This is a genomic window from Mesorhizobium loti R88b (genome assembly GCF_013170845.1).
Taxonomy (GTDB): Bacteria; Pseudomonadota; Alphaproteobacteria; order Rhizobiales; family Rhizobiaceae; genus Mesorhizobium; species Mesorhizobium loti_B.
In genome coordinates this window covers 6,516,431-6,534,179 of sequence record NZ_CP033367.1, presented here as the reverse complement: position 1 = coordinate 6,534,179, position 17,749 = coordinate 6,516,431, and the positions used below count along the sequence as shown (strand labels likewise).

At 62.9% G+C, this 17,749-nt stretch carries 13 protein-coding genes and 1 tRNA gene; 6 read left to right on the top strand and 8 right to left on the bottom strand.

What is annotated here, in order from left to right; genetic code table 11:
- Nucleotides 1–14 precede the first annotated feature (14 nt).
- The 7 genes from infA to EB235_RS31685 form a co-directional block, all read right to left on the bottom strand.
- Nucleotides 15–233 (bottom strand): translation initiation factor IF-1, encoded by a 219-nt coding sequence (gene infA, locus EB235_RS31715; RefSeq protein ID WP_006200926.1) that lies wholly within the window; start codon nt 231–233, stop codon nt 15–17.
- A 97-nt stretch (nt 234–330) separates the two neighbouring features.
- A complete protein-coding gene (locus EB235_RS31710; RefSeq protein WP_027033488.1) occupies nt 331–741 on the bottom strand; it encodes a low molecular weight phosphatase family protein in 411 nt (136 codons plus the stop codon).
- A 47-nt stretch (nt 742–788) separates the two neighbouring features.
- Nucleotides 789–1,268, bottom strand: coding sequence for a UPF0262 family protein (locus EB235_RS31705; protein WP_027033489.1), 480 nt, complete (start codon nt 1,266–1,268; stop codon nt 789–791).
- A gap of 6 nt (nt 1,269–1,274) precedes the next feature.
- The gene (gene hisD / locus EB235_RS31700) at nt 1,275–2,567 is read right to left on the bottom strand and encodes a histidinol dehydrogenase (RefSeq protein ID WP_027033490.1); all 1,293 of its coding nucleotides are present in this window, start codon (nt 2,565–2,567) and stop codon (nt 1,275–1,277) included.
- A 3-nt stretch (nt 2,568–2,570) separates the two neighbouring features.
- Complete coding sequence (locus tag EB235_RS31695; protein WP_027033491.1) at nt 2,571–3,002, bottom strand: DUF2948 family protein; 432 nt, start codon at nt 3,000–3,002, stop codon at nt 2,571–2,573.
- Nucleotides 3,003–3,170: 168 nt separating this feature from the next.
- Complete coding sequence (gene murA, locus EB235_RS31690; RefSeq protein ID WP_027033492.1) at nt 3,171–4,463, bottom strand: UDP-N-acetylglucosamine 1-carboxyvinyltransferase; 1,293 nt, start codon at nt 4,461–4,463, stop codon at nt 3,171–3,173.
- A 129-nt stretch (nt 4,464–4,592) separates the two neighbouring features.
- Nucleotides 4,593–4,769 (bottom strand): hypothetical protein, encoded by a 177-nt coding sequence (locus tag EB235_RS31685; protein WP_080680930.1) that lies wholly within the window; start codon nt 4,767–4,769, stop codon nt 4,593–4,595.
- A gap of 160 nt (nt 4,770–4,929) precedes the next feature.
- Here EB235_RS31685 and EB235_RS31680 point away from each other — a divergent pair.
- The 4 genes from EB235_RS31680 (at nt 4,930) to EB235_RS31665 (ending at nt 8,800) form a co-directional block, all read left to right on the top strand.
- Nucleotides 4,930–5,004: transfer RNA gene (locus EB235_RS31680), tRNA-Thr, on the top strand.
- 315 nt (nt 5,005–5,319) lie between these two features.
- Nucleotides 5,320–5,658, top strand: coding sequence for a hypothetical protein (locus EB235_RS31675; RefSeq protein ID WP_027033494.1), 339 nt, complete (start codon nt 5,320–5,322; stop codon nt 5,656–5,658).
- A 157-nt stretch (nt 5,659–5,815) separates the two neighbouring features.
- Nucleotides 5,816–6,958, top strand: coding sequence for a hypothetical protein (locus EB235_RS31670; RefSeq protein WP_027033495.1), 1,143 nt, complete (start codon nt 5,816–5,818; stop codon nt 6,956–6,958).
- A gap of 216 nt (nt 6,959–7,174) precedes the next feature.
- On the top strand, nt 7,175–8,800 hold the full coding sequence (locus tag EB235_RS31665) for a DUF882 domain-containing protein (RefSeq protein ID WP_032925945.1): 1,626 nt from the start codon (nt 7,175–7,177) through the stop codon (nt 8,798–8,800).
- A 51-nt stretch (nt 8,801–8,851) separates the two neighbouring features.
- Here EB235_RS31665 and EB235_RS31660 read toward each other — a convergent pair whose 3' ends face one another.
- Nucleotides 8,852–9,622 (bottom strand): SDR family NAD(P)-dependent oxidoreductase, encoded by a 771-nt coding sequence (locus tag EB235_RS31660; RefSeq protein ID WP_027033497.1) that lies wholly within the window; start codon nt 9,620–9,622, stop codon nt 8,852–8,854.
- Nucleotides 9,623–9,874: 252 nt separating this feature from the next.
- On the opposite strand from EB235_RS31660, the gene EB235_RS31655 reads away from it, so the two are divergent.
- Entirely contained in the window at nt 9,875–13,717 is a 3,843-nt protein-coding gene (locus tag EB235_RS31655) for a caspase family protein (protein ID WP_167334893.1), read from the top strand.
- A gap of 123 nt (nt 13,718–13,840) precedes the next feature.
- Nucleotides 13,841–17,650, top strand: coding sequence for a methionine synthase (gene metH / locus EB235_RS31650; RefSeq protein ID WP_027033498.1), 3,810 nt, complete (start codon nt 13,841–13,843; stop codon nt 17,648–17,650).
- The last annotated feature ends 99 nt before the right edge of the window (nt 17,651–17,749 follow it).

Here is a 17,749-nt window from a genome sequence, read left to right as displayed (position 1 = left end):
ACCGGGCCTTGATCTTACTTGAAACGATAGGTGATGCGGCCCTTGGTCAGGTCGTATGGCGTCATCTCGACCAGAACCTTGTCGCCGGTCAGCACGCGGATGCGGTTCTTGCGCATGCGGCCGGCCGTATGGGCGATGATCTCGTGTTCGTTTTCGAGCTTCACCCTGAACATCGCGTTGGGCAACAATTCCGTCACGACACCCGGAAACTCGAGGACTTCTTCCTTCGGCATTCTATACCTTTGCTTGGATGGCAGTTCCGGCGCCCAGGCGCGCCCAGGCCGGAATTTCGGCGGAACCTATATGATAATCGTCCGCTTGTGAACACGCTTAATCCGTCGCGTTTTTTGCTTCTGAAGCCAAAAAACGCCGGCCTATGCGCAACTTCAGCCGCTCGCGCACATCGCGGTAGGCCGCCATGATCTGCTCGCGCGTGCCGCCGGCATCGGTCGGGTCCTGTGTTGGCCAGTATTCGACCTCCACGGCGAGCGAGCGGGTAAGCTCGAGCGCGGCATGGTGCGCCTCCGGCGCCAGCGTGACGATCAGGTCGAAATAATCATCCTCGAGGTCGTCCAACGTCCTGGGATGACGCTCGCCCAGCGTGAGACCCTCCTCGGCAAGCACGGCATCGACGAAGGGGTCGCGCTCGCCGGCGCGCACGCCGGCCGAGGCGACGAAAATGGTGGCGGGCAGCATCCGGCGTGCCAACTGCTCGGCCATTGGCGAACGCACGGCATTCATGCCGCACAGGAACAGGATCGAGCGGGGCAGGGCGCCGGGTGCCAGGGCTAGCCCCGCCAATGCAGCACGCAGACCAACGTGAACAGCCGGCGCGCCGTGTCGAAGTCGATGTCGATCTTGCCGGAGAGCCGGTCCATCAGCGTCTGCGAGCCTTCATTGTGCAAACCGCGGCGGCCCATGTCGATGGCCTCGATATGGCTCGGCGTGGAGGAGCGGATGGCGTCGTAATAGCTCTCGCAGATCATATAGTAGTCCTTGACGATGCGCCGCAGCGGCGTCAGCGACAGGATATGGGTGACGACCGCGGTGCCGTCCTCGCGCGCCACGGCGAAGACCAGACGCTGCTCGGCCAGCGACAGTTTCAGCCGGTAAGGGCCTGTTCCACTGTCGTTGACGGGCTGAAAATTGTTCTCCTCGATCAGGTCGAAGATCGCCACCGCCCGCTCATGCTCGACATCGGGCGTCGACCGGCCGATGGACTCATCGAGTTCGACATCGATCAGTTTTGAGCGATCGGAGCCCGTCATCTCAGCCTACATATTCAGCCGGATGGCGACGGAGCGGCCATGCGCGTCGAGACCCTCGGCCGTGGCCAGCGCAATCGCCGCCGGCGCCAGCGCCCGCAACTGCTCCGGCCCAAGCTTGAGGATCGAGGTGCGCTTGACGAAATCAAGCACCGAAAGCCCCGACGAGAAGCGCGCCGAACGCGCCGTCGGCAACACGTGGTTGGAGCCGCCGACATAGTCGCCGATGGCTTCCGGCGTGTGGCGGCCGAGAAAGACGGCACCGGCATTGCGCATCCGCAACAGGAAGCCTTCGGCATCGTCGATGGCCAGTTCGACATGTTCGGCCGCGATGCGGTCGACCAGCGGCAGCGCGGCTTCGATGGTCGGTACCAAAATCACCGCGCCGAAATCGCGCCAGCTCGCCGACGCCGTTTCGGCGCGTGGCAGGCTCTGCAACTGACGCTCCACAGCCTGTTCGACGGCCTTGCCGAAGGCCGGATCGTCGGTGACCAGGATCGACTGTGCCGACGCGTCATGCTCGGCCTGGGCGAGCAGATCGGCGGCGATCCAGTCCGGATCGTTGCTGCCATCGGCCACGACGAGCACTTCCGACGGGCCGGCGATCATGTCGATGCCGACCGTGCCGAACACCTGCCGCTTGGCTGCAGCGACATAGGCATTGCCGGGTCCGACGATCTTGGCGACCGGCTTTATGGTTGTGGTGCCGTAGGCAAGGGCTGCAATGGCCTGCGCCCCGCCGACACGGTAAATCTCGGACACGCCGGCAATATCGGCCGCCACCAGCACCAGCGGATTGATGACGCCGCCCGGCGCCGGCACCACCATCACGATGCGCTCGACGCCGGCCACCCTGGCCGGCACGGCGTTCATCAGCACCGAACTTGGATAGCTTGCCGTGCCGCCAGGCACATAAAGCCCGACCGCCTCGATCGCCGTCCAGCGCCAGCCGAGCTCGACGCCCGCGGCATCCGTATAGCGATCGTCCCTGGGACGTTGCCGCTCGTGATGGGAGCGGATCCGGTCGCGGGCGAATTTAAGCGCCTCGATGGTCTGCGGATCGGCGGTTTCGTAGGCAGCTGCAATGTCTTGCTTCGATACGGCAATGCCGAGCCTGCTCAAGTCGGCCCGATCGAATTTTTGCGTGTAATCGATCAGCGCGGCGTCGCCCTCGGCACGCACGCGCGCGATGATCTGGCGCACCGCGGCATCGACGTCCTCGGACACTTCCCGCTTGGTCAGGAGGAAAGCGGCGAAACGCTGCTCGAAATCGGCGTCGGACTGGGCAAGTGTGATGGCCATCGCTCAGCCCTTGTGGATGGGACGCGACGTGGCTTCCCACGCACCGCCTATGTCAGCAAGACGGGCTTCGATGCACTCGACATCGAGCATGATGGTGCCGCCGCCCGAAAAGATCAGCTCGACGATGCCGGCCGGCTTGCTGATCTCGATGAAGCTGATCGCCAGCAGCGACAGCACTTCGGCCGGCTTGTGGCGCGCAATCCCGTTGGTCTTGGCGCCGAGCACCCGGTCGAAATGCAGCACGGCCTGGCGCCGCTCATTGTGCTGGCGAAACAGGCCCGATTTCGCCTCCCAGACGAAACGGTTCATGGTCAGCACGAAACGCTTGGCCGAAGGCAGGTACTCGAGGTCGCTGACTTTCAGCACGGCGTCCTGGACATGAGCCGAAACGATGCTCAGATCCTGGTCGTCGAGTGCGATGAGTCTGAGGGCCATGCGGATTTCGTGCCTAAGGTTGGTTTCAGCCTTCTGTTAGGCGGTCTTTCCGGCCGGTGCAACCGCGACACGACTTCCGCCCGAGGCAATTGCCTCGGGTTTACAGTCCTGGCAGGGGGATAGATGCCGTACGGGCAGTCTCCGTCTGAAGCTGCTGCCGTCCGATCGTCAGGCCGAAATACGCTCGATCACCGCGCCGCAGTTGGACAGCTTTTCCTCAAGCCGTTCGAAGCCGCGGTCGAGATGGTAGACGCGGTTGACCGTGGTTTCGCCCTCGGCCGCAAGACCCGCGATGACCAGCGAGACCGAGGCGCGAAGATCGGTGGCCATGACAGGCGCACCTTTCAGCTTCGCCACGCCGTCGACGATCGCCGTCTGGCCCGAAAGCGTGATGTGGGCGCCGAGCCGGGCCAGTTCCTGCACATGCATGAAGCGGTTTTCGAAGATCGTTTCGGTGATGCGCGACTTGCCCTTGGCCATGGTCATCAGGCCCATGAACTGCGCCTGCAGATCGGTCGGGAAGGCCGGGAAGGGCGCCGTTGTCACGTCCACCGGCGAAATGCCGGCGCCGTTGCGCCTGACACGGATGCCGGAATTGGTCGGCGTGATCTCGGCGCCTGTCTGCGAAATCACGTCCAGCGCGGTTTGCAACAGTTCAGGCCGCGCCCCTTCGAGCACGACATCGCCGCCAGTCATGGCGACCGCCATGGCGTAAGTGCCGGTCTCGATGCGGTCGGGGATGACGCGCACGCGGGCGCCCGACAGCGATTCGACACCGTCAATCGTGATGGTTGGCGTGCCGGCACCATAAATCTTCGCGCCCATGGCGTTGAGGCATTCGGCGAGGTTGACGATCTCGGGCTCGCAAGCGGCGTTTTCCAGCACCGTCTCGCCCTTGGCCAGCGAGGCCGCCATCATCAGCACGTGGGTGGCGCCGACCGAGACTTTCGGGAACACGTAGCGGTTGCCGACAAGCCGGCCATTACGGGTCTTGGCGATGACATAGCCGGTGTCAACGTCGATGTCGGCGCCCAGCACCTGCAGGCCTTCGAGGAACAGGTCGACTGGGCGCGTGCCGATGGCGCAGCCGCCGGGCAGCGATACCTTGGCCTCGCCCATGCGGGCCAGCAGCGGCCCAATCACCCAGAACGAGGCGCGCATCTTCGACACCAATTCGTAAGGCGCGGTGGTGTCGACAATGTTGCGGGCGGAGAAATTGATGGTGCGCGAATAGCCCTCATTCTGCTTCTCGCGGCGGCCATTGACCGAATAATCGACGCCGTGATTGCCGAGGATGCGGATCAACTGCTCGACATCGGCCAGATGCGGCACGTTTTCCAGCGTCAGCGTGTCGTCGGTCAAAAGCGACGCGATCATCAAGGGCAAGGCGGCGTTTTTGGCGCCCGAAATCGGAATGCTTCCGGAGAGCTTGTTGCCCCCGACAATTCTGATGCGATCCATTGGAGAACGTCCCTCTCGGCCAGAAAAGGCCGGTTCAATCGTTTGAGTATCGGCCCGTCTAGACCATTGGCCAATATGGTTCAAGAAATAGGATTTCGCCCACCCCGGTCCAAGAGTGGCTGATTTGAGTTAATCTTTTTGTATTTCCTTTGCCGAGCCGAGCCCGTCGGGCCGCTGGTCGGCTTCACCGGTGCGGCGCGAGCGCGACTGCGCCTTGCGCTTCTGCAAATTGGCGCGCAGCTGCTCGGCGAGCCGGTCCTTGCGGCCCGTGCCGCCCTGTTTCACTGGATTTGTCTTGTCGCTCATCGTCCCGTCCCGGCCGGCGACCGGCCAACCACGATTCAGGGATAGCCAACATTGTGGCGCCGCCATGTCATCAAAAGCGATCCGGCAAAGGCTTTCACAGAAGCGTTGCACTTGGCCTTGCGCTTGCCGGTTCGATATGGCAGAAGCCCCGCCATCAGCGGCTGCGGTAGCTCAGTGGTAGAGCACTCCCTTGGTAAGGGAGAGGTCGAGAGTTCAATCCTCTCTCGCAGCACCAGATTTCCCAAGCAGTTCCAACGCGATGCCGTGCCAGGCTACTTTTCCTTTCCGGCACTGACAGGCGAACGAAGGCGCAACACGGCACCAGCACCCGTGGAATTTCCGTGGACTTTGTTCTCCTTGCGTTTCCCGATCGGGAGCAAATCAGCCTTCTTGCTTTCCTCCGAAACGACGACCTGGGCATAGCGCGCCACCGGCTCTTCATCCTTCCAGCGGTTTGTTCCATTGCATGGCTGGGAGGAACGAATTTCCAGACCAGGGCTTTCCTGCTGGTGCGCTTCGTTGTGCGTAGCTCGTCTTTTGGAGAACCGATATGCTGATCAAAAATGTGGTTGCGACGTCAGTAATTCTGGGGCTGCTGACCGGAACCTGCATTGCGCAGACGGCCGACGACCCAGCGATTACTGCCTGCAAATCCACCGGACTGTTGGCCCTTCAGGAGAAGTCCAAGGACATCAGCGACCTCGTTATCGACATGGAGAGCGTCGCGATGAGCAAGGCCGACACAACTGTTGGCGACGTTCCCATCAAAATGGTCATCTTGGGCGAAGCCTACATCGCTCGAAGCGGCAAAACCGGAGCGCCAGATCGCTTTGTTTGCTTGGTCGGGGACAAAGGCAAAGTTCTGCTGACATTTTTCACGGCTAAGTGAGGCCACAGCTCGCGGCGACCAACTGCCGATCCATTGAGCTATATAGCTGATCCCGGCAATCAATCGTCGCCCGCTGCCCTGCGTCAGGGCGGCGGTATCCTCACTTGCCGGGCGCCCGGGTCGAGGGCTAAATGAACGATCACAGGGGGAGGGTAACATGGCACTTCACCTTTCGGCGGATGCCCCGGTTTCAGTCACGGCCACGCCGCAAAAATATCTCTTTGGCCCGTTCATCGACTTTTTCATGCTTGGCGGCAGCGCGCTTGTCATCCTGCCGGTGCTGTATTTCCTGCCGCTCCGGTACGAAGCCGCAGTGACGCTGACGATGTTCTTGCTCTCGCATCTCATAAACCAGCCGCACTTCGGTCATTCCTACCAGATCTTCTATCGCAATTTCGCGCGCAAGGTGCGCGGCGAGGGTTACGGCAGGAGCCTCCAGATCCGTTATATCCTGGCGGGAATTGTCGTCCCGCTGGCCATGATTGCCTTCTTTGCCTATGGCGCGTTGACAGGGAACGCCCGCCTGCTCGGCAATGCGACCAACGCGATGGGTTTTTTCGTTGGCTGGCACTACGTCAAGCAAGGCTACGGCATGCTGATGGTGGACGCCGTGCTGAAGCGCAGATTCTTCAGTGATCAGGACAAGAAGGTGCTGCTGTTCAACGGCTACGCAGTGTGGCTGTTCGCATGGCTGCAGACGAATGTGGTGATCACCGAAAGGCAGTTCTGGGGCCTGGAGTATTACACCTTTGCCGTCCCGCCATGGCTCATCACCATCGCCATGTCGATCGCCGCTGCTTCCTCTGCGGCAACCGCCGTGATGTTCATCAATCGCTGGCGCAAGCACGGTGGGGCGCTGCCCTATAACGGCGTCGTCGCCTACATCGTGTCCCTCTATGCCTGGATCCTGTTCGTGACGCTGAACCCGCTCTGGCTGCTCGTGGTGCCGGCGCTCCATTCCTTGCAATACCTGGCGGTGGTCTGGCGCTACCAGACCAATGTCGAACGCGACCGTGCGGATGCCGTCGAGAGGCCGGGATTGAAGGTCCTGTCCATGCTTGGACCGCTCTACAGGCTGCGCGTGCTGGTCTTCATCGTCGTCGGCGCAATTCTGGGAGCGCTGGGCTTCTGGCTGGTGCCGATGATGCTGATTGATCTGGTTCCCTACAACAAGCAGGTGCTCGGTTCGTCGCTCTTCCTCTTCATCGCCTGGATATTCATCAACGTCCACCACTACTTCCTGGACAATGTCATGTGGCGGCGCGGCAATCCGGAAGTCTCCAAATATCTGTTCCGCTGAAACGATTTGATTGAATTCAATTCGGGCAACCGCACTGCGGGAAGGTCCGGCACGGACACGATTCATTAACCAAGATGCTGTTCATCGACAGGATGAATGCCGTCGCTGGTCAAGCCTGCCCGGTCTGGCCTGCTTGTCGGGTCGAGGGCTTCAAAAAGAAGGCCCCGCATCCGGCGAAGACGTTAAATCGCCCGAAACAAAAACAATGTGCAAGGCATGAACGTGACTGAAAGCGAACAGAACGCGCCCTCCCATCGTTGGACATGGCTGCCAGCCATTGTCGCCGCGTTCCTTTGCCTGTGCGTCACAGGCGCGTCCGCCGAGACGCGGGCTCTCAGGATTCAACACCTCCATACGGGCGAGAAGGCCGAGATCGTCTTCAAGCGCAATGGCCGCTACGATCAGGCGGGATTGAAGAAGATCAATTTCATGCTGCGCGACTGGCGCCGCAACGAGCCGACCCGGATGGATCCGCGCCTGCTCGACCTTGTCTGGCAGGCCTATCGTGCCAGCGGCTCGACGGCCTATATCCAAGTGGTCAGCGCCTATCGCTCGCCGGCGACGAACGCCATGCTGCGCGGCCGCTCGAAGGGCGTGGCCCGGGAAAGCCAGCACATGGTTGGCCGCGCGATGGATTTCTTCCTGCCGGATGTGCCGCTGAAAAAGCTGCGCGATATCGGCCTCAGGATGCAGGGCGGTGGCGTCGGCTATTACCCGACCTCCGGTTCGCCCTTCATTCATATGGACGTCGGCAATGTGCGGCACTGGCCGGGCATCAGCCGCCAGGAACTCGCCAGGGTGTTCCCGAACGGCAACACACTGCATGTGCCAAGCGACGGCAAACCGCTGCCCGGCTACGGGCAGGCGTTTGCCGCCTACAAATCGCGCAAGGCGGCCGGCACGCCCAACATCGAACTGGCAAACGCCGACGGCGGCCAACGCAAGTCGCCTGGCCTGCTGGCGACGCTTTTGGGGCGCGGCGCGGACGAGGCGGATGATGTCGCCGAAGCTGCGCCGGCGCCGCGCAAGCTGGCCAAGTCCGTAGAGCCCAAGCCGGCCGGACAGGGCATAGCCATCGTGCCGCCGGAGACAGCCCAGCGAGCAGATATTCAGATGGTTTCCGTCGATCCGGCTGAACCGCTGGCTGAGCAAAAGAGTAAGAAGCCCGAGGCGATCGTCATGGCGATGGCGCCCAATGCCGTGCCGTTGCCGGCCTTCGCACCCCGCGCCGAGTCCACAGCCAGCATTGCGACCCGGCAAACCGCGCCGTTCGCAATAGCCAGCGCGTCCATGGCGCGGGCCGAGCTGCCGGCTGCCAAGCCAGCGCCAACCAATCCCGAAATACCCCTGGGCAAGACGGACACCGCTACAGCGAGCGTCGCGCCGGAGATGATGGCGCTCAACATCCCCTTGCCGACATGGCGGCCTGAAGGCCAGACGAGCCAGGCGCGTCAGCCGGAAGCAGCCAAATCCGCCGATGCTATCGGTGCTCTCCTGGCCATGCATCACCCTGACGGTGGTCTCGACGGACTGGCCGGCCAGCGAGTTGCCGTGCCTGCATCGACACCTGAAGATCGCGTCAGGACCAGCCCCAAGGCCGACCGTGTCCAGCCACGGCTTGATCCCGAAACCACCGCGGTCATTGTGCCGGCCGTGTTGACAGGTCGCGGCATTGCCGGCGGAACCGGATCAACGACAGCCCCTGTCATTGCAGCCAATTTCATCCGCACGGCGCCGGAGCATGTCTATCTCGATGGATTCCAGCCGCGAGGGCAGACGTCCGATCACCGTCGCTTCACCGGCTCCGCGGTGAAATTCCTGCCCATCGCCAGCTTCAAATAGAGGGGGCTGACGCACTCGTTCGATCCTGTGTGGAAATGTGTTGCGCAAGCACTACGCCACCGACCAGCCGCCATCGACCAGTATGTTCGCCCCGGTGATCAGCGACGCCGCCGGCGAGGCGAGGAACACCACGGTGCCCGCCACATCGATCGGGTCGCCGATGCGGCCGAGCGGGATGTGGCCGAGCACATGGGCATGAAATTCCGGTTCGGCGAGCGATGGCCGTGTGCCATCGGTCCAGATGAAGGTCGGCGCCACGCTGTTGACGGCGATCCTGTGCTGCGCCCATTCGGCCGCCAGGCAACGCGTCAGGTGGTTGATCGCCGCCTTGCTCATGCAGTAGATCGCCTCGCCCTTCAGCGTCACCGTGCCGGCCTGCGAGCTGATGTTGATGATGCGCCCACCTTTCTGCGCGATCATCAGCCTTCCCACTGCCTGGGTGGTGAAGAACGTGCCCTTGAGGTTGACGTTCACCGTCAGGTCGAAATCCTCCTCGGTGACGTTCTCCGCCAGGTTTTCCGGCCCCAGACCGACATTGTTGACCAGGACGTCGATGCGGCCGAAGGCAGCATGCGCGTCGGCGACACCTTTTCGCACCGTGGCGAGATCGGTTGCATCCATCTGCACGGCAAGCGCCCGCCGGCCGATGCCTTCGATCTCGGCGACAAGCTCCGCCCCGTCGGCCTTGCTGCGCACACCGACGATCATGTCGGCGCCTGAGCCGGCACAAGCCAGCGCGCAGGCGCGGCCGATCCCGCGTGAAGCGCCGGTCACCAGCACCACCTTGCCGGCCAGATCGAATTTTGGCGTGAAGTCTGTCATCGCAACCTCCCCTGAAAGCTTATCGGGCCGAACCTTTCGACAGTACGCGTCGGAACGGCCGTTTTGCCGAAGACTACCTGCTCACGGCGCGAAAACCAGCCGGCATCTGGCCAACTCGCGACAAGAACACCGTTTGTCCCGGGCCTTGCCACGCGCCGGCCATCATGATGCCATCTCCCTGGGGAAAATCGTATCTTGCGGGTTCCGGGGTGGGCGATGCGGCTTGGGCGAATGACAGTCGAAAGGGCGCGCATGTGCGCAGCATTCGCCGCGGCACTGGTGCTGTGCCTGTGCGTGCTGGTCCCGGCTTATGCCGAGGAGCCGAAGGCGCTGAAAGGCGTCGCGCTGATCATCGGGCAGTCCGACTACAAGCATGTCGGCAAATTGCCCAATCCCGAAAACGATGCCCGCGCCATCGAAGCGATGTTCGGCAAACTTGGCTTCGAAACGACCGTCGCCACCAACCGCGACGCACGCAAATTGCGGCGTGATCTCGAAGGTTTCGTCGACGACGCCGAAGGCGCCGATGTCGCCGTCATCTATTATTCCGGCCATGGCATCGAGGCCGGCGGCGAGAATTTCCTTGTCCCTGTCGATGCCGACCTGTCGGCGCTCGACAATGCCGGCGAGAAGCTGGTGCCGCTGTCCTCGATCGTGGCTGAGCTGAAGGCCAAGGTGCCGGTCACCATCGTTTTGCTCGACGCCTGCCGCAACGATCCTTTTCCGCCGGGCACGCTGCTGAAACTGGCGCCCGGCGAGGACGGCAAGCCGATCGGCGCCGGCGGTCTCGGCGAAACGCGCAGCGTCGTCGCCTTGAAGAGCACCGCGCCAGCCAACGGCTCGGCCGACGACAGCCTCGGCCAGGTCATCGGCTTTGCCGCCGAGCCCGGCAAGGTGGCGCTCGACGGCCCAGCCGACGGCAACAGCCCCTATGCGGCAGCGATCCTGCGCCACATCGACACGATGGGCGGCGAGGAATTCGGCACCGTGCTGCGCATGATCGGCGAGGAGGTCTACCTCAAGACCAACGGCCAGCAGCGGCCGTGGGTCAATGAGAGCCTGCGCCGGCTGCTCTATTTCGGCACGCCGGCCGAAGCCCCGAAGGGCGATGAGGGCGACATCCTCACCGAGCGCCGCAAACTGCTGCTCACCATCTCGACGTTGCCTGATCCGGAACGCCGCCAGATCGAAACCATCTCGCGCGATGGGGGCGTGCCGATGGATGCGCTCTATGCCATGCTGAAGACATTCGGCACCGACACGCCGAAGGACCCGGCCGAGCTCGACAAATTGCTGCGCGGCCAGACCGAGCGGCTGAAGCAGGTGCTGGCCGAACAGGCGGCGCTGAAGAGCCAGGATCCGGAGATCGTGCGGCTGTCGAAACTGGCCGATCAGGCGGTGCGCGAAGGCGCGCTCGATGCCGCCCGGAGATTCCACGAACAGGCCAAGGCGCGTGTCGGCGAATTGGCAGACACGGTCGACAAGGCCGAAGCCGATCTCAAGGCGCGACGGCTGGAGTTTGCGGAAGTCTTCGCCTCAAGCGCGAAAACCTACGAACTGTCTTTCGACTATCTGAAGGCCGCACAGGACTACGCCAAGGCCTATGATGAAGCGGAGAAATGGAGCGACGAGGACGCCTGGTTCTACAAGGCAGCGGAAGCCGAAGCGCTTTCCAATCAGGGCACGTTTTCCGGCGACAACGCATTTCTGCTCCAGGCCGTCACCGCCTATGAAAAGAGCCTGACCTATGTGTCGCGTGAAAAGACGCCGCGGAAATGGGCAGCCACCCAGAACAATCTTGCCACCAATCTCTCCACGCTGGGCGAGCGCGAGGCCGGCCGCGAAAACCTCGACAAGGCGGCCGCCGCCTTCGAGCAGGCGCTGACGGTCTACACCCGCGAGGCCTATCCCGACGATTGGGCGTCCACCTCAGGCAATCTCGGCACGGTGTATTGGCGACTTGGCCAGCGCGAGACCGGTACGACGCTGCTCGACAAGGCGGTCGCCACCTTCCGCGCGGCGCTTGAGGTGCAGGGATCGAAGAAGGTGCCGCTCGAATGGGCGGCGACTGAAAACAATCTCGGCATCGTGCTGTCTGAGCTCGGTGAGCGCGAGACGACCAGCGACAGTTTCCGCGCGGCCATCGAGGCGTATCGCGCAGCGTTGACGCAATACAGCCGTGAGCGCGTGCCGCTCGACTGGGCGTTGAGCGAGGTCAATCTCGGTGCGGCGCTGTTTCGCCTTGGCGCGCGTGAGAAGGATGTCGCGACGCTCGAGCAGTCTGTCGCCGCCTACCAGGCGGCAACGGAGGAAATGACCAGGGAACGCGCCCCGGCGCAATGGGCGACGATAGAGAACAATATGAGCTCGGCGCTTGAGACGATCGGCGAGATCAATGGTGACATCCCGACGCTGCAGCATGCGAGCGAAGCCGCCGAAGCGGCCCTCACCGTGTGGACACGCGAACATGCGCCGGCAAGCTGGGCCAACGGCCAACTGACGCTCGGCAATGCCTTACAGCGTCTCGGCGTGAAGCAGGACGACACGGCGACACTGCTCAAGTCGGTGTCCGCCTATGAGGCCGCGCTCTCGGAATATCCGCGCGAAAAGCTGCCGCTCGACTGGGCTTCGCTGCAGCAGAATCTGGGTTCCGCCTTTGCCTCGCTCGGCGAGCGCGACACGGGAACCGACTATCTGCAGAGATCGGCAATGGCCTACCGCAGCGCATCGGAAGTTTACACTGCACAGGCCGCGCCCACCGAGTTCGCTGCCATCGAGCACAGCCTTGGCAGCACGCTGTCGAGCTGGGGCGATCGCGCCGGCGACAAAGCGGTGCTCGAACAGGCGGTCGCCGCCTATGACGCCGCGCTGACTGTTCGAACGAAGCAGAACGCCCCGAAAGACTGGGCGAAGACGCAGTACCGGCTGGGCGCGGCGCTTTCCATGTTGGGCAAATCCAGCGACGGCCCGACCGAAGCGCTCGAACGCTCGGTGACGGCGTATCGCGCTGCCCTCGAAGTGCAGACACGCGACAGCGATCCCGACGGTTGGGCGGCGACGCAATGGGGACTGGGCCACGTGCTCCTGGTACTGGGCGACCGGGTGCAGGATGGCGCCGATTTCAAGCAGTCGGTGACAGCGCTCGAAGCGGCTTTGCCCTTCTATGATCTTGCCAGCGTGCCGCAGGATCATGCCCAACTGCAGAGCGATCTCGGCAGCGCCTATTACTACCTCGCCGGTGCAAGCAACGATCCATCGCTTTACCAGAAGGCGGCGACCGCGCATGAAGCAGCCCTTGTCGTCTATGCCACACTGCCGGACCGCACGCTGTGGGCCTCCGTTGAAAGCGATCTCGGCAATGCGCGCATGATGCAGGCGAGTGCCGCTTCCGATCCGGACATCATGGCGAAGTCCGTTCAAGCCTATGAGGCAGCGCTGACGGTAACGACCCGCGACAGGGATGCCGAGGACTGGATTCGCAATCAGTCCAACCTCGCCAGCGCCCTGTCATCGTTGGGATACTGGCGCAACGATGTCGCCTTGCTGAAGCGTTCGGCCGGCATCTACCGCAGTATACAAGGCGTACGCACCCGTGATCGTGCACCGGAGCAATGGGCGCGCACGCAAGGCGATTTCGCCAGGGTGCTCAGCATGATCGGTGAGAAGGCGCCGGAGCCGGCGGTGTTCGACGAGGCGATCGCCGTCAACCGGGCTCTGGCCGACGAGATCGGCCGCGATCGCGATCCCGACCGCTGGGCGAGCCTTCAGAACGAGGTCGGCTATGCCCTGACGATGGCCGGCCGTTCGGAACGGAACGTCGCCCGTTTCGAGGAAGCGGTGCCGATCCTGCGCGAGGCGATCGCCGTGCAGAAGAAGATCAATTCGGTTCCAGCAGTCGCCTTCACCGAGGACAGCCTGTGCGACGTGCTGACAGATCTGGGCACTGCCCGCAAGGACAAGGCGCTGGCTGAGGAGGCGATCGCCGCTTGCCAGGACGCGCTGGTCATCTTCAGGGATCGCAAGATGGACGATCTCACCGCCGGTTCCGAGAAGAACCTTGCCGAGGCACAAGCCTTGCTGGCCGACTTGCACTGACGCTGGAGGGCTGCGCCCCGGTCGACGAGGCAACGTCGCGTGACAATGGTGAGCATGCAGCGTATGTTGACATAAAGATATCCTTATGTGACAGAATGGTGCTTGTCGCCCCAAGGATAAAAAATGTCGCAGAATTCTGCATCGCTGGACGTTTTGTTCGGTCCCGTCGCGGCCAAGCCCGACGGTTCGGAAGTGCTTGCGGCACTCACCGCGGCGGCGCGCGAGCGCATCCTTGTCCTCGACGGCGCCATGGGTACGCAGATCCAGGGTCTCGGCTTCGACGAAGAGCATTTCCGTGGCGAGGCCTTCGCCGGTTGCGCCTGCCACCAGCAGGGCAACAACGATCTTCTGATCCTGACGCAGCCGAAAGCGATCGAGGAGATCCATTATCAATATGCCATCGCTGGCGCCGACATTCTGGAGACCAACACCTTCTCCTCGACTTCGATCGCCCAGGCAGACTACGGCATGGAGGATGCGGTCTACGCACTGAACCGCGATGGTGCGCGGCTGGTGCGGCGCGCCGCCATCCGGGCCGAGCAGGAAGACGGCAAGCGCCGCTTCGTCGCCGGCGCGCTGGGGCCGACCAACCGCACCGCCTCAATGTCGCCCGATGTCAACAATCCCGGCTATCGCGCGGTGACCTTCGACGAATTGCGCCTGGCCTATGGCGAGCAGTTGCGCGGCCTGATCGATGGCGGCGCCGACATCATCCTGATCGAGACCATCTTCGACACGCTGAACGCCAAGGCGGCGATCTTCGCCTGCAATGAGATTTTTCTCGAGAAGGGCGTGCATCTGCCGGTGATGATTTCCGGCACCATCACCGATCTCTCCGGCCGCACCCTGTCGGGCCAGACGCCGACCGCCTTCTGGCATTCGGTGCGCCATGCCAGCCCCTTCACCATTGGCTTGAACTGCGCGCTCGGCGCCAACGCCATGCGCGCCCATCTGGCCGAGATTTCAGGCGCCGCCGACACGTTTGTCTGTGCCTATCCGAATGCCGGCCTGCCCAATGAATTCGGCCGCTATGACGAGAGCCCGGAATTCATGGCCCAGCAGATCGAGGATTTTGCCAAAGAGGGGCTAGTCAATGTCGTCGGCGGTTGCTGTGGCTCGACGCCCGAGCACATCCGGGCGATCGCCGAGGCGGTCAAAAAATATCCGCCGCGCGCAATTCCCGAGATCGAGCGTAAGATGCGCCTGTCCGGCCTGGAGCCGTTCACGCTCACTGACGAAATTCCCTTCGTCAATGTCGGCGAGCGCACCAATGTCACCGGCTCGGCCAAGTTCCGAAAACTGATCACGGCGGGCAACTATGTCCCCGCGCTCGACGTGGCGCGCGACCAGGTCGCCAACGGCGCGCAGATCATCGACATCAACATGGATGAAGGCCTCATCGATTCCAAGAAGGCGATGGTTGAGTATCTCAACCTGATCGCCGCCGAACCGGATATCGCGCGCGTACCGGTGATGGTCGACTCCTCGAAATGGGAGATCATCGAGGAGGGCCTGAAATGCGTGCAGGGCAAGCCGCTGGTCAATTCCATCTCGATGAAGGAAGGCGAGGAAGCATTCCTGCATCATGCGAGACTGGTGCGCGCCTATGGCGCGGCGGCGGTGGTCATGGCCTTCGACGAGGCCGGCCAGGCGGACACCAAAGCGCGCAAGGTCGAGATCTGCACCCGCGCCTACAAGCTGTTGACCGAACAGGCCGGCTTTCCGCCCGAAGACATCGTCTTCGACCCCAATGTCTTCGCGGTCGCTACCGGCATTGAGGAGCACGACAATTACGGCGTCGATTTCATCGAAGCCACCGGCGAGATCACCTCGACGCTGCCGCATGTCCATATCTCCGGCGGCGTCTCGAACCTGTCCTTCTCGTTCCGTGGCAACGAGCCGGTGCGCGAGGCCATGCATGCGGTGTTCCTCTACCATGCCATCCAGCGCGGCATGGACATGGGCATCGTCAATGCCGGCCAGCTCGCCGTCTACGACACGATCGAGCCGGAGCTGCGCGAGGCCTGCGAGGATGTCGTGCTGAACCGCGTGCCCAGGGCCGGCGGCACCGCCACCGAGCGCATGCTGGAGATCGCCGAACGCTTCAAGGGCACGGCCGGCAAGGAAGCGCAGGAGCGCGATCTCGCCTGGCGCGAATGGACGGTCGAGCAGCGCATTTCGCATGCGCTGGTCAACGGCATCACCGAATTCATCGACGCCGACACCGAGGAAGCGCGGCTCGCCGCCGAGCGCCCGTTGCATGTCATCGAAGGCCCGCTAATGGCCGGCATGAATGTCGTCGGCGACCTGTTCGGCGCCGGAAAAATGTTCCTGCCGCAAGTGGTTAAGTCGGCGCGTGTGATGAAGCAGGCGGTGGCCGGGCTGCTGCCGCATATGGAGGCGGAAAAACTGGCCAACGCCGCCAATGGCATCGACAATGGCGAGCGCCAGACGGCTGGAAAAATCCTGATGGCGACGGTGAAGGGCGACGTCCATGACATCGGCAAGAACATCGTCGGCGTGGTTTTGGCATGCAACAATTACGAGATTATCGATCTCGGCGTCATGGTGCCGGCGGCGAAGATCCTGCAGACGGCGCGCGACAGACAAGTCGACATCATCGGCCTGTCCGGCCTGATCACGCCATCGCTGGACGAGATGGTGCACATGGCCGCCGAGATGGAGCGCGAGGGGTTTGATATTCCGCTGCTGATCGGTGGCGCGACGACAAGCCGCGTGCACACGGCGGTGAAAATCCATCCACGCTACGCCAGGGGACAGACGGTCTATGTCACCGATGCCGGCCGGGCGGTCGGCGTGGTCGCCGCGTTGCTGTCCAACGACGGCAAGGCCGATTACGTCGACACGGTGCGGGCGGAGTACAAGAAGGTCGCCGACGCGCATGCCCGTTCCGAAGCCGACAAACAGCGGTTGCCGCTGGCCAGAGCGAGGGCCAATGCCCACAAGGTCGACTGGTCGGCTTACGAGCCGCCGAAGCCGTCCTTCACAGGCGTAAAAGTGTTCGAGAACTGGGACCTGACGGAGCTTGCTGGCTATATCGACTGGACACCGTTCTTCCAGACCTGGGAGCTGAAAGGCCGCTATCCCAAGATCCTCGATGACGAGGCGCAGGGACCCGCCGCGCGCCAGCTGTTCGAGGACGCGCAGGCGATGCTGAAGAAGATCATCGCGGAAAAATGGTTCGCGCCGCGCGGCGTGATCGGCTTCTGGCCGGCCAATGCCGTCGGTGACGACATCAGGCTGTTCACGGACGAGGGGCGCTCGCAGGAGCTGGCGACCTTCTTCACGCTGCGCCAGCAATTGACCAAGCGCGACGGCAAGGCCAATGTCGCACTGTCGGATTTCGTCGCGCCGGCCGAGAGCGGCAAGTCTGACTATATCGGCGGCTTCATCGTCACCGCCGGCATCGAGGAAGTGGCGATATCAGAGCGTTTCGAGCGGGCCAACGACGATTATTCCTCGATCATGGTCAAGGCGCTGGCCGATCGTTTTGCCGAAGCCTTTGCCGAGCGCATGCACGAGAAGGTGCGCAAGGAGTTCTGGGGCTATGCGGCCGATGAGAAGCTTGCCCCCGACGAACTGATCGGCGAGCCCTATCGCGGCATCCGCCCGGCACCCGGCTATCCGGCGCAGCCCGACCACACCGAGAAGGCGACATTGTTCCGGTTGCTCGACGGCGAGCGCAATGCCGGCGTCAGCCTCACCGAAAGCTACGCGATGTGGCCGGGCTCGTCGGTCTCCGGCATCTATCTCTCGCATCCCGAAAGCTATTATTTCGGCGTCGCCAAGGTCGAGCGCGACCAGGTCGAGGATTATGCCCGTCGCAAGGACATGCCCTTGGCCGAGGTCGAGCGCTGGCTCGGCCCGATCCTCAACTATGTGCCCGTGCATCATGCCGAGGCGGCGGAGTAGGCGCTTGCCGCCCTTAAAAGGCATACTCGGCTCTTGCCTTTAACGACCTTAACCTAATTTGATCGAAAGTATGGTCGGCGTCGGTCCGCAGGGACGCCT

Excerpts from the sequence above, each read along its gene's own strand:
- infA (WP_006200926.1), bottom strand. The coding sequence starts at position 233 with ATGCCGAAGGAAGAAGTCCTCGAGTTTCCGGGTGTCGTGACGGAATTG.
- EB235_RS31710 (WP_027033488.1), bottom strand. The coding sequence starts at position 741 with ATGAATGCCGTGCGTTCGCCAATGGCCGAGCAGTTGGCACGCCGGATG.
- EB235_RS31705 (WP_027033489.1), bottom strand. The coding sequence starts at position 1,268 with ATGACGGGCTCCGATCGCTCAAAACTGATCGATGTCGAACTCGATGAG.
- hisD (WP_027033490.1), bottom strand. The coding sequence starts at position 2,567 with ATGGCCATCACACTTGCCCAGTCCGACGCCGATTTCGAGCAGCGTTTC.
- EB235_RS31695 (WP_027033491.1), bottom strand. The coding sequence starts at position 3,002 with ATGGCCCTCAGACTCATCGCACTCGACGACCAGGATCTGAGCATCGTT.
- murA (WP_027033492.1), bottom strand. The coding sequence starts at position 4,463 with ATGGATCGCATCAGAATTGTCGGGGGCAACAAGCTCTCCGGAAGCATT.
- EB235_RS31685 (WP_080680930.1), bottom strand. The coding sequence starts at position 4,769 with ATGAGCGACAAGACAAATCCAGTGAAACAGGGCGGCACGGGCCGCAAG.
- EB235_RS31675 (WP_027033494.1), top strand. The coding sequence starts at position 5,320 with ATGCTGATCAAAAATGTGGTTGCGACGTCAGTAATTCTGGGGCTGCTG.
- EB235_RS31670 (WP_027033495.1), top strand. The coding sequence starts at position 5,816 with ATGGCACTTCACCTTTCGGCGGATGCCCCGGTTTCAGTCACGGCCACG.
- EB235_RS31665 (WP_032925945.1), top strand. The coding sequence starts at position 7,175 with ATGAACGTGACTGAAAGCGAACAGAACGCGCCCTCCCATCGTTGGACA.
- EB235_RS31660 (WP_027033497.1), bottom strand. The coding sequence starts at position 9,622 with ATGACAGACTTCACGCCAAAATTCGATCTGGCCGGCAAGGTGGTGCTG.
- EB235_RS31655 (WP_167334893.1), top strand. The coding sequence starts at position 9,875 with ATGTGCGCAGCATTCGCCGCGGCACTGGTGCTGTGCCTGTGCGTGCTG.
- metH (WP_027033498.1), top strand. The coding sequence starts at position 13,841 with ATGTCGCAGAATTCTGCATCGCTGGACGTTTTGTTCGGTCCCGTCGCG.